Below are 11553 nucleotides of genomic sequence, written 5' to 3'. Positions count from 1 at the left end.
ACGAGAGAAGGAGCACCCCGTGACACACGTGGGAGTCGTCGGCGCCGGAGTCATGGGCGCCGGGGTGGCACAGAACCTCGCCCACTCCGGCCACACCGTCGCGCTGGTGGACACCAGCCCCGACGCCGTCGAGCAGGCGCTGAACACCGTCGAGACCAACTGCCGGATGAGCCGGCTGCTGGGCGGGCCCGAGATCGACGCGGACGAGGTGCTGAAGCGGATCGAGGGCGGCACCGAACTCTCGCTGCTCACCGACGCCGAGATCGTCATCGAGAACATCACCGAGAACTGGGAGCTCAAGCGCTCCCTCTACCAGGAGATGGACCCGCTGGTCCGGCCCGACGCCGTGTTCGTCGCCAACACCTCCGCGATCCCCATCACCCGGCTGGCCTCGCTCACCGGACGCCCCCGGCAGTTCGTCGGCGTGCACTTCATGAACCCCGTGCCGATGAAGCCCGCCGTCGAGCTGATCCCCGGCCACCACACCTCCCCGGAGGCGCTGGAGGCGGTACGCGAACTCCTCGCGTCCATGGGCAAGAAGGCGATCCCGGTCAACGACGCCTGCGGCTTCGTCTCCAACCGGGTGCTCATGCTCACCGTCAACGAGGCGGCCTGCCTGGTGTACGAGAACGTGGCCACCGCCGAGACCGTCGACGAGGTGTTCCGGAGCTGCTTCGGACACCCCATGGGACCGCTGGAGACCGCCGACCTCATCGGCGTCGACACGATCCTCTACAGCATCGAGGTGCTGTACGAGCACTTCGCGGACAGCAAGTACCGGCCCTGCCCGCTGCTCAAGAAGATGACCGACGCGGGGCTGCACGGCCGGAAGTCCGGCGAGGGCTTCTACCGGTACGGCCCGGCCGGCGCCACGGCGCCCGCCCGCACATGACCGCCACCGGCGCCCGCACCCCCGCCCCCACCCGTCACGGCACCACCGACACACCCGTACCCACGGCCGACCGAGGAGTCCACTGACCATGTCCGACGACGCACGCACCCCGATCCGTGAGTTCATCTCCGCCAAGTTCCCGCAGATCTCCCTCAAGGACGACGAGGACATCTTCGCCCTGGGCTTCGTCAACTCGCTCTTCGCCATGGAACTGGTCATGTTCGTCGAGAAGACCTTCGGCGTCCGGGTGCCCAACGACGAACTGCGGATCGACAACTTCCGCACCCTCGACTCCATGGCCGCGCTGGTGGGACGGGTCTCCGGCGACGCCCGGATCTCGGCCGGCTGAACGGGGGAGACCATGACCGTCCCCCTCACCGCCGCAGGCGCGGCCCTGGCGAGCCCCGAAGAGGTCCGCGCCTTCGTCGACACCGAGATCGTCCCGTACGCCGACACCTGGGACCAGGAGGAGCGCCTGCCCGCCCCGCTGCTGGCCCGGATGGGCGAACTGGGCCTGTGGGCCCCGTTCCTGCCGCCCGAGGCGGGCGGCAGCGGCACCTCGTGGAGCGAACTGGGCCGGCTCCACGAGGAGATCGGCCGGGGCTGCTCCTCGGTCCGCTCCTTCCTGACCGTGCACACCATGGTCACCTGGACGGTCCACCGCTGGGGCAGCGACGCCCAGCGCGAGCGCTGGCTCCCCCGGCTCGCCACCGGGGAACTCCTCGGCGCCTTCTGCCTCACCGAGCCGGGCAGCGGCAGCGACGCCGACGCGCCCGGCACGGTGGCCACCCCCGACGGATCCGGCTGGGTCGTCAACGGCGAGAAGAAGTGGATGACCGCCGGGCAGGTCGCCGGACTGCTGCTGGTGTTCGGCCGGACCGGGACCGGGATGAGCGCCTTCCTGGTGGACGCCCGGGCCCCCGGTGTGGAGATCACCCCCATCCGGGGCGTGATGGGCACCCGCGCCAGCATGCTCGCGGGCATCACGCTGAAGGATGTACGACTCGGGCCCGACGCGCTGATCGGCCCGCCCGGCTGGGCGGCCGGCACGGTGATGACCGGCGCCCTCGACCTGGGCCGCTACAGCGTGGCCTGCGGCTGCGTGGGCATCGTCCAGGCCTGCCTGGACGCCTGCGTCGCCTACACCTCGGGGCGCCGCGTCCGCGACGGACAGCTCTCCGAACTCCAGCTCATCCGGCGGAAGATCAGCGACATGGTGGTCGGCGTCCGGGCGGCGCGGCTGCTCTGCGCCGAGGCGGGCCGTCTCAAGGACGCCGACGACCCCGCCACCATCATGGCGACCTGGGTGGCCAAGTACCACGCCTCCACCACGGCCACCGCCGCCGCCGGCGACGCCGTACAGATCCACGGGGCCAACGGCTTCACCGCCGACCATCCGGCCGCGCGGCTCTTCCGCGACTCCAAGGTCGCGGAAATCATCGAAGGGTCAACCGAGTTGCAGCAGATCACCATTGCGGGCGAGGCCTACCGGGAGGTGGCACGGTGAACGCCGGCCGGACCGTACCGAACGACACCGGCACCGAGCCGGGGCGCGGCAGGATCAAGTGTGTGGTGTGGGACCTGGACAACACCCTGTGGGACGGCGTCCTCCTGGAGGACGCCGGGGTCACCGTGAAGCCCGAGGTCGTCGCGGAGATCCGCCGCCTCGACGAACTGGGCGTCCTGCACTCCATCGCCAGCCGCAACGACCACGACGCCGCGATGCGGCGCCTGGAGGAGGAGAACCTGGCCGAGTACTTCCTCTACCCCCAGATCAACTGGAACCCCAAGTCCGGCTCCGTCGAGCAGATCGCCAAGTCCATCAACATCGGTCTGGACGCCGTCGCGTTCGTCGACGACCAGCCCTTCGAGCGCGCCGAGGTGGAGCACAACCTGCCGGCCGTCCTCACCGTGGACGTCCACGGACTCGCCGAGACCCTGCGCACCCCGGAGTTCCGGCCGAAGTTCGTCACCGACGAGTCCCGCAAGCGCCGCGAGATGTACCGCAGCGCCGTCGACCGCGACCGGGTGGAGGAGGAGTACACCGGCACCAGCGAGGAGTTCCTCGCCACGCTCGGCATGCGGTTCACCATCTCCGAGGCACAGCGCGAGGACCTCCAGCGCGCCGAGGAACTGACCGTGCGCACCAACCAGCTCAACTCCACCGGCCGCACCTACTCGTACGACGAACTCGACCACCTGCGCCAGGACCCGGACCATCTCCTGCTGGTCGCCGAACTGACCGACCGGTACGGCAGCTACGGCAAGATCGGACTCGCCCTCGTGGAGCGGGCCCGGCCCGCCTGGCATCTGCACATGATGCTGATGTCCTGCCGGGTGATGGCCCGCGGCGTCGGCACCGTCCTGCTCAACCATGTGATGTCGCTGGCCAAGGAGGACGGCGCCGTCCTGCGCGCGGACTTCGTGGAGACCGGCCGCAACCGGGTCATGTACGTCACCTACGCGTTCGCCGGCTTCCACGAGGCCGAGCGCGACGGCAACCGGGTGCTCCTCCAGTCCGACCTGGAGCGCATCCAGCCGCCGCCCGGATATCTGACCGTCACCGTCCGGTGAGCGCCACGACAGCGAGGAGCCGTAACCGGCCATGAACCCGACCACCACGCAGTCGGCCGCACGGGCCTGGCTGCCCTTCGGCGAGGCGCCGCCCTCCGGACCACGGCTCTTCTGCTTCCCCAACGCCGGCGCGGGCGCCGCGAGCTTCGCCCCCTGGCGCGGGCTCGCACCCCCCGGGACCACCGTCTGCCCGGTGCAGCCGCCCGGCCGGGCCGAGCGGTTCAGGGAGACACCGTACGACCGGCTCGACACGCTCCTCGACGCCCTGACCGAGGCGCTGCGCACCCAGTTCACCGGGGTGTACGCCCTGTACGGCCACAGCGTCGGCGCGCTCGTCGCCTTCGAGCTGGCCCGGCGGCTGCGCCTGGCCGGCGCGGAACCTCCCGTACACCTCTTCGTCTCCGGCCGCGCCGCGCCCCAACTCCCGGACGGCCGGAAACAGTTGCGGAACCTGCCGGACGGCGAGCTGCTCGACGAGGTCGCCGCCCTGGGCGGCACCCCGCCGGAGGTGCTGCGCGAGAAGTCCCTCATGGCGGCGCTGCTGCCCCTGCTGCGCGCCGACTTCGCGGTCAACGAGACCTACGTCCACCGCGAGGAACCGCCGCTCGACCTCCCGCTGACCGTCTTCGGCGGACGGGACGACCCGCGGGCCGAGGAGGCGGAGCTGCTCGCCTGGGAAAGCCTCACCACCGCCGAGTTCGACATTCGGCTATTTCCGGGCGGCCACTTCTTCCACCATGACACCGCGAATGTATTGCTCCAAAGAATGGCGAAATCACTACGCGCCTGACACGGTGTCGTACCAGGTGCCCCCGGCCGCCCGCCGGGGGCATGCCCATGTGGCCAGAAATGTACTCCACATCGGTGAATCTCCGATGGCTCAGTCCAATAAAAGGGCCTGTCGTGGCCGGGGGTTAGCCCCACCAACAATTCGGGGGCGGGCCGGATCGGTGAACCAGTCGACCCTCCGTAATGTGAGAAGTCCGGAACGGCACTTCTCGAAACTCGGAGGACCCCCCATGGCCGCTCCACAGCAAACACGCGTGGCAGAGGACGGTGAAGCCGTCTGGCGCTCAGGACGTCGCGGGCGCGTGGGCTGGTATTGCTATGACGGTGCGAATTCGGTGTTCGCCACCACCGTGATCTCCATCTTCTTCGGCCCGTTCATCACCGATGTGTGCGAACGGGCCGCCGATGGCGAGGGATATCTCCACCCCCTGGGTATTCCGGTGCTGGCCAGCTCATTCTTCCCCTTTCTGGTGGGATTGTCCGTCCTTCTCCAGATCTTCGTGCTGCCGACGGCCGCCGCCCTGACCGAACGATTCGACAAGGGCGTACTCCTCGGCACCCTGGGCTTCTGCGGCGCGGGCGCCGGAATGGGCATGTACACCATCGGCGACACCGACTATCTGCTCGGCGGAACCCTTTTCGCGGTCGCCACCATGGCGCTGGGCGCCGCGAACACGGTCTCCAACACCTATCTGCCGGCCCTCGCGCCACCGGAGCGCCGCGACCGTACCTCCACCCAGGCGTCCGCCACCGGATTCCTCTGCGGCGGCGTCGTCCTGATGGCCGCCCTGCTGGTGTACGCCCGCCACGAGGCGTGGGGGATGGAGGAGAACGAGGCGGTACGCCTCATCATGCTGGGCGCCGGCGTGTGGTGGCTGGTCTTCGGCGCCGTGTCGGTACGGCTGCTGCGCGGCTACGGCGCGCCCCCGGAGCCGACGGCGGACACCGTGGGACCGTCGGGCCGGGCGGGCACCTACCGCGCCCTGTTCGCGGCGGTACGGCAGATGCGCTCCTACCCCGGCGCGATCTGGTTCCTGGTGGCGTTCCTGCTCTACAACAACGGCATGCAGAGCGTCACCTCACTGGTGGGCACCTTCGCCGTGGAGGAGCTGGGACTGAAGCAGGACGACGTGGTCACCGCGGTGCTGGCGGTCCAGTTCGTGGCCTTCGCGGGCGCGATCGCGGGCGGGCGGCTCGCGGAGCGGTACGGCGGACGGAACGTCCTGCTGGGGTTCGTGGTGGTGTGGTTCGCGGCGGTGGTCGCGGGCGCCACCATCCCCGAACGGTCGGCCGCCGCGTTCACGGCGCTCTGCGTCGGCGCGGGGTTCGTGGTCGGCGGGACGTACGCGCTCTCGCGTTCGGTCTTCGTCAGCCTGGTGCCCCGGGAACGCGCGGCGGAGTACTTCGGAATCTTCGAGACGGTCAACCGGTGCCTGGCCTTCCTCGGCCCGGCCGCCTTCGGCTTCGTACTCCAGTGGACGGGCAGCTACCGCGTCGCCTGGCTCTCCATCCTGGTGTTCTTCCTGGCGGGCGCACTGGCCCTGGGTCTCGGTTCCGTGACGGGTAAGGGAAGGGAACGGCGACAGAAGGAGATGACTCATGGCTGACCCCGCGGCGGACGCCCGTCGCTACCGCGTGCTGCTCACCGAGGTGTCCAGCGCCTCGGCCCGGGAGGTGCTCACCGTCCTGGGCCGGGCCGGACACGAGGTGGGCGTCATGGACAGCGGCGGGATCTCCTTCACCGCGCTCTCGCGGTGGGTGAAGCGCCGCCACCGCGGTCCCCGGTTCGCGGACGACCCGCTGGTCTACCTCGACGCGCTGCGCGAGGTCCTGGCGCACCACGCGTACGACATCCTCTTACCCACCCACGAACAGCTCGTGGCGCTCTCCCGGCACCGCGAGGAGTTCGGAGCGCTGGTCACCGGACTCGCGGTGCCCGACTTCGCCGCCGTACGCAAGGTCCAGGACAAGGCCGCCTGCATCCGGCTCTTCGAGGAGCTGGGGCTCCCGCAGCCCGACACCGCGCTGGTCGCCGACGAGGCCGCGCTGCTCGCCCGCGCCGACGCCCTGCCCGCCTACGTCAAACTGCCCGTGGCCACGTCGAGCCGGGGGGTGTGGCAGGCCGAGGACGCCGCCGCGCTCGCCAGGATCGCCGCCGAGCCCGCCGTACGGGACACCTTCGCGACCGGCGGCGAGGTGCTGGTGCAGCGATCCCTGCCGGGCCCCGTCGTGATGGTGCAGGCCATGTTCGACCAGGGCGCCCTGGTCGGGGTGCACACCGTCCTGCGCCGGCGCGAGGGCGTGCAGGGCAGCTCCTCGGCGAAGGAGTCGATCGTCCTGCCCGACATCACCCCGCACCTCACCCGGCTCGGCGCGGCGCTGGGCTGGCACGGCCCGATGTCCCTGGACGCGGTCCTCGACGAGGACTTCGGCCTCGTCCACTACATCGACGTCAACCCGCGCCTGGTCGAACCCGTCAACGCCGAACTGGCCGGCGCCGATCTGGTCGGGCGCTGGCTGGCGGTCTCCCTCGGCGAGCGGACCGGACCGCTGCCGCCGCCCCGCGCCGGGGTACGCAGCCACATGCTGCTGATGGCCCTCGTCCGCCATGTGGAGGTGGGCCGGGGCCGCGGGGCCGTCCTGCGGGAGCTGGCCGGAGCGATGACCCGCAGAGGCTGGTACGCGGGCAGCAAGGAGGAACTGCTGCCGATCCGCTCCGACCCGGCCGTCGCCCTGCCCCTGGGCGCCGTCAGCGCCCTCCTGCTGGTCGCTCCGCGCCTCTGGCAGCGGGTGGCGGGCACCGGGGCCCCCGCGCACGCCCTGAGCGCCGAGGGGTGGCGCCAACTGCTCAAGGAATAGCCGGGAGAACGGCCGGAGAAGGCGCGCGGACGCCTGACGAGAACGCGGACGAGCCCGGTCGGGGGACCCTCCCGACCGGGCTCGTACACGTTCCCGGATTCGCACAACACCCTTTTCAGGCAGGGCCGTTGCCGGTTTGACGCTCGTCGCTGCCCGAACGCACCCGAGGGAGGCGGACCGTACGGCGGGACCGGGGGGTAGCCCCCCAGAATCTGGGGGGCGGACCGGATCGATGGCACGTCGATTCCTCCGTAGCGTCATAAGTCCACCCGGTCGGTACGACCCCAGACTTCGGAGGCACCCCGTGGCCACGCTCAACCGCATCTCCCGCACCTCGATCCTGGCCGGCGGCGCGCTGCTCGCACTGGTGGCCGTCACCGGATGCAGTGAGTCGGCGGGCGACGAGAACACCCCCGAGAAGCGCTCCTTCGGACCGGTCGGGGACCAGCTCACCATCGCCCGCAGCAACGGCGACCTCACGGTCAAGCCCGCCGACGTCGACGAGGTCGAGGTCACCCGCTGGTTCTCCGGCTGGTCGGCCGTCGGCGACAAGCCGAAGGCGTCGTGGAAGCTCGACGGCGACAAGCTCAGCCTGACCACCGACTGCGGATCCGTCATCAGCAACTGCAGCGCGCGCTACGAGATCCTCGTACCGCGGAAGACCGCGCTCACCGTCGAGGGCGACAACGGCAGGACCACCGCGTCGGGGTTCACCACCGACCTGGACATCACCTCGGACAACGGGGCGGTCACCGTCGACGGAGCCTCCGGCGCCCTCACCGTGCGCAGCGGCAGCGGCGACGTACGGGCCACCGGTCTCAAGTCCACCCGCGTCGAAGCCGGTTCGGACAACGGGAAGGTGCATCTCGCCTTCGCCGGCGTCCCCGACCAGGTGGGCGTGAAGACGAACAACGGCGGTGTGACGGTCGAGGTCCCCGACGGCACGTACAAGGTCACCACCAAGACCGACAACGGCAAGGTGGACGTCGACCTGCCGAGCGACGCGGGCAGCGCGCACGCGATCACGGCCACCACCGACAACGGCGGGATCACCCTCCGTACCGCGGGCTGAGAATCCCGCGCACCAACGGCTGAGACTCTCCGTACCAGGCCCGGACAGCGGTCCCTCACACCAGGGAAATCCACCATGCGCTCCCCGTCCAGCGGTGTCACACCGCTTCACGGTACTCCGGGTATCGAGTACCCCGGGTATCCCGGCACCCCCGGACACCCCGCCCGTCACGACGGCCCCGTCCCGCGCGTCCCGCGGGACGAGGTACGCCGCCGGCTGCTGACGGCCGCCGCGCGCTCCTTCGCCGAACTCGGTTACGCCGACAGCCGGCTGGAGGACATCGCCAACGCCGCCGGTTTCACCAAGGGCGCCGTCTACTCGAACTTCGCCGGCAAGCGCGAGCTGTTCGGCGCCATCCTCGGCGACGGCGCCGACAGCGAGTTCGCCGCCGTCATGAAGGGGCTCGGTGACACCGACCGGCCGGCCGAGGCGGTCCGTCTGGCCGCCCGTACGGTGGCGCACCGCATCGTGGGCGACGCCGAACGCGGCAGCCTCGGACTGGAGTTCGCGGCCCGCGCCGCCCGCGACGAGCGGACCAGGGCCATCCTGGGCCCGCTGCGCCGGTCCCAGCGCGCCGCCGCGGCCCGCTCGATCGCCTCCGTCGCCGAACGCACCGGCGTCCGGCCGGCCGTCCGGCCCGAACTGGCGGCCCTGATCCTGCACTGCCTGTGCAACGGCCTGTCGAACGAGCGCATCGCCGATCCGGAGGCGATCGGCCCCGACACCGTCGAAGAGGCGCTCGCCGCGGTCCTGACCGCGCTGATCGACCCGCACACCCCCCAAGCCCCGCACGACCCGCACACCCCCCAAGCCCCGCACAGCAGCCACGACCCGCACGGCCGGCACGACGAGTACGGCCCGCACCCCGCGCACGACCCGCACCCCCCGTCCACCGGGCCCTGCGCACCCACCGATCATTCCGAACACTCCAACGGCTGAAGGAACATTTCGATGGCCACCCTGCTCTACTCGCTCGGCCGGACGGCCTTCCGTCACCGAGGCGGATTCCTCATCGGCTGGCTGCTCCTGATCGCGCTGACGATCGGCGGCTTAGCCACCTTCGGCTCGCATCTCGACAGCGAGGCGACCATCCCCGGCTCCCAGTCGCAGAAGGGCATCGACGTACTGGAGAAGTCGCAGCCCGCCGCCACCGGTGTCACGGCGCAACTCGTCTTCGTCGCCCCCGAGGGCTCGACCGTCAACGACCCGGCCTTCCGGGCCGTCATCCAGAAGACCGTACGGGAGGCCGCGAAGGCGCCCCAGGTCGAGACCGCCGTCGACCCCTTCGAGGCGAAGTCCGTCTCCGAGGACCAGCGCACGGCGCTCGCCCAGGTCCTCTACCCCATCAAGCGCGACGCGCTGGAGGACTCCAGCGTCACCGCCCTGGAGGAGATCGCCGGTTCGGCGCGCTCCAGCGGCCTCCAGGCCGAGGTCGGCGGCACGATCTACTCCACCGCCGGGCTGGCCGTCGGCATCGGTGAGGTGATCGGCCTCGGAGTGGCGATCATCGTGCTCATCCTCACCTTCGGCTCCCTGCTGGCCGCCGGACTGCCGCTGCTCACCGCGCTGATCGGGCTGGCCATCGGGCTCGTCGGACTGCTGCTGGTGTCCAACGTCGCCACCGTCTCCTCCACCGCGCCGAGCCTGGCGCTGATGGTCGGGCTCGCGGTGGGCATCGACTACGCCCTGCTCATCCTCTCCCGCCACCGTACCCAGTTGGCGAACGGCATGGACGCGGAGGAGTCCGCAGCCCGGGCCACCGGCACCGCGGGCAGCGCCGTGGTCTTCGCCGGGCTGACCGTGATCATCGCGCTCTCCGGGCTCTCCGTCGTCGGCATCCCGTTCCTGAGCGTCATGGGGCTGGCCGCCGCCGGCACCGTCCTGATGGCGGTGGCGGTCGCGATCACCCTGCTGCCGGCCCTGCTCGGCTTCGCCGGGACCCGGCTGCGGCCCAAGCCCGGCTCGCGGGCCGAGCGCCGTGAGCGCGCCTCCGGCGGCGGGCGGCGCCCGTCCGGCGGTGAGCGCTGGGCCCGGCTGGTCACCCGCAGGCCGCTCGCCACCGTGCTCGCCGTCGTCATCGCGCTGGGCGCCGTCGCGGTCCCCGCCTCCCAGCTCGCCCTGGCCATGCCCGACAACGGCACCGCCGCCCCCGAGTCCACCCAGCGCAAGGCGTACGACCTGATCTCCGACGCCTTCGGCCCCGGGCGCAACGGCCGGCTGCTCGTCCTCGTCCAGAGCGCGGACGGCGACCCGGCGCCCGCCGCCGCCGAGGTGGCGGCCGGACTGGGACGGCTCGACCTGCCCGAGGTCGTCTCCATCAGCGCGCCCCAGGTCAGCGAGGACGGCAGCACAGCGGTCCTCAGCGTGGTCCCGAAGGCCGGGCCGCGTGACGAGCGTACGGAGGGACTGGTCCGCGACATCCGCGCCGAGACCCCGGCACTGGCCGCTAAGGCGGACGCCGAGATCCTGGTCACCGGCTCGACCGCCGCGGCGATCGACGTCTCCGACAAGCTCAGCGCCTCCCTGCTGCCGTTCGCGTCGATCGTGGTCGGACTGGCGCTCGTCCTCCTGCTGCTGGTCTTCCGCTCGATCGTGGTCCCGATCAAGGCGGCCTTCGGGTTCCTGCTCTCGGTGGGCGCGGCGTTCGGCGCGGTCGTCGCCGTCTTCCAGTGGGGCTGGCTCGCCGATCTGATCGGTGTGCCGACCGCCGGTCCGGTGTTCAGCTTCATGCCGATCATCCTGATCGCGGTGCTCTTCGGACTGGCGATGGACTACGAGGTCTTCCTCGTCTCCCGGATGCGGGAGGACTTCGTCCACACCGGCAGGCACCACGAGTCGGTGATCGCCGGTTCGCGGCACGCCTCGCGGGTCGTCACCGCCGCGGCGCTGATCATGTTCGCGGTGTTCGCGAGCTTCGTGACCGCCGAGGACCTCACGCTCAAGCCGATCGCCTTCGGCCTGGCCGTCGGCATCATGGTCGACGCGTTCCTCGTCCGGATGACGCTGGTGCCGGCCGTCCTCGCGCTGGTGGGCAAGGGCGCCTGGTGGCTGCCCCGCTGGCTCGACCGGCTCCTGCCCGACCTGGACATCGAGGGCGCCAAGCTGGACAGGACCCGGCCCCAGGAGGACCGGAGCCTGCTGACAGCGGTCCGCTGACCCCCCGGTCCGGGCCGCGCAGCGCCCCGGACCGGGGCCCTCCCGGCCCTCTCCGCCCGCCCCTCGGAACCCTCCGCCCCACCCCTCCGGACCCTCCGTCCACCCCCCACAGGCCCCGGGGGGCGCCCCCCCCCCCGCCCGCCGCGCCCCGCCGAGCCGCGGCGCGGCGCGGGGCCCCGCCCCCCCCCCCGCGCCACGCGGGGGAGAGGGG

Annotated in this window: 10 protein-coding genes; all 10 read left to right on the top strand. The window is 71.4% G+C overall.

Features of this window, described 5'->3' with window-relative positions; translation table 11 throughout:
* Positions 1-19: 19 nt before the first annotated feature.
* On the top strand, positions 20-892 hold the full coding sequence (locus ACFXPK_RS05565; protein WP_384996469.1) for a 3-hydroxyacyl-CoA dehydrogenase family protein: 873 nt from the start codon (positions 20-22) through the stop codon (positions 890-892).
* Positions 893-980: 88 nt separating this feature from the next.
* Complete coding sequence (locus tag ACFXPK_RS05560; protein WP_384996466.1) at positions 981-1241, top strand: acyl carrier protein; 261 nt, start codon at positions 981-983, stop codon at positions 1239-1241.
* A gap of 12 nt (positions 1242-1253) precedes the next feature.
* Entirely contained in the window at positions 1254-2399 is a 1146-nt protein-coding gene (locus tag ACFXPK_RS05555; protein ID WP_384996463.1) for an acyl-CoA dehydrogenase family protein, read from the top strand.
* On the top strand, positions 2396-3466 hold the full coding sequence (locus ACFXPK_RS05550; RefSeq protein ID WP_384996460.1) for an HAD-IIIC family phosphatase: 1071 nt from the start codon (positions 2396-2398) through the stop codon (positions 3464-3466). Before ACFXPK_RS05555 ends, ACFXPK_RS05550 begins: the two co-directional genes overlap by 4 nt.
* A 31-nt stretch (positions 3467-3497) precedes the next feature.
* Positions 3498-4256, top strand: coding sequence for a thioesterase II family protein (locus ACFXPK_RS05545; RefSeq protein WP_384996457.1), 759 nt, complete (start codon positions 3498-3500; stop codon positions 4254-4256).
* A 229-nt stretch (positions 4257-4485) separates the two neighbouring features.
* Positions 4486-5862 (top strand): MFS transporter, encoded by a 1377-nt coding sequence (locus ACFXPK_RS05540; RefSeq protein ID WP_384996454.1) that lies wholly within the window; start codon positions 4486-4488, stop codon positions 5860-5862.
* The gene (locus ACFXPK_RS05535) at positions 5855-7114 is read left to right on the top strand and encodes a hypothetical protein (protein ID WP_384996451.1); all 1260 of its coding nucleotides are present in this window, start codon (positions 5855-5857) and stop codon (positions 7112-7114) included. Before ACFXPK_RS05540 ends, ACFXPK_RS05535 begins: the two co-directional genes overlap by 8 nt.
* Positions 7115-7418: 304 nt before the next feature.
* Positions 7419-8186 (top strand): DUF4097 family beta strand repeat-containing protein, encoded by a 768-nt coding sequence (locus ACFXPK_RS05530; protein WP_385071947.1) that lies wholly within the window; start codon positions 7419-7421, stop codon positions 8184-8186.
* A gap of 75 nt (positions 8187-8261) precedes the next feature.
* Positions 8262-9125: a TetR/AcrR family transcriptional regulator gene (locus tag ACFXPK_RS05525; RefSeq protein WP_385071945.1), complete on the top strand. Its 864-nt coding sequence runs from the start codon at positions 8262-8264 to the stop codon at positions 9123-9125.
* Between the two features lie 12 nt (positions 9126-9137).
* The gene (locus ACFXPK_RS05520; protein WP_384996443.1) at positions 9138-11342 is read left to right on the top strand and encodes an MMPL family transporter; all 2205 of its coding nucleotides are present in this window, start codon (positions 9138-9140) and stop codon (positions 11340-11342) included.
* Positions 11343-11553 lie beyond the last annotated feature (211 nt).

The organism is Streptomyces sp. NPDC059142 (assembly GCF_042755665.1).
Classification (GTDB): domain Bacteria; phylum Actinomycetota; class Actinomycetes; order Streptomycetales; family Streptomycetaceae; genus Streptomyces.
The sequence above is the reverse complement of the archived record's forward strand: the minus strand, read 5'-3'. Positions and strand labels throughout refer to the sequence as shown.

Coding starts and splice junctions, on each gene's coding strand:
- ACFXPK_RS05555 (WP_384996463.1), top strand. CDS start 1,254: ATGACCGTCCCCCTCACCGCCGCAGGCGCGGCCCTGGCGAGCCCCGAA.
- ACFXPK_RS05520 (WP_384996443.1), top strand. CDS start 9,138: ATGGCCACCCTGCTCTACTCGCTCGGCCGGACGGCCTTCCGTCACCGA.
- ACFXPK_RS05560 (WP_384996466.1), top strand. CDS start 981: ATGTCCGACGACGCACGCACCCCGATCCGTGAGTTCATCTCCGCCAAG.
- ACFXPK_RS05535 (WP_384996451.1), top strand. CDS start 5,855: ATGGCTGACCCCGCGGCGGACGCCCGTCGCTACCGCGTGCTGCTCACC.
- ACFXPK_RS05540 (WP_384996454.1), top strand. CDS start 4,486: ATGGCCGCTCCACAGCAAACACGCGTGGCAGAGGACGGTGAAGCCGTC.
- ACFXPK_RS05545 (WP_384996457.1), top strand. CDS start 3,498: ATGAACCCGACCACCACGCAGTCGGCCGCACGGGCCTGGCTGCCCTTC.
- ACFXPK_RS05525 (WP_385071945.1), top strand. CDS start 8,262: ATGCGCTCCCCGTCCAGCGGTGTCACACCGCTTCACGGTACTCCGGGT.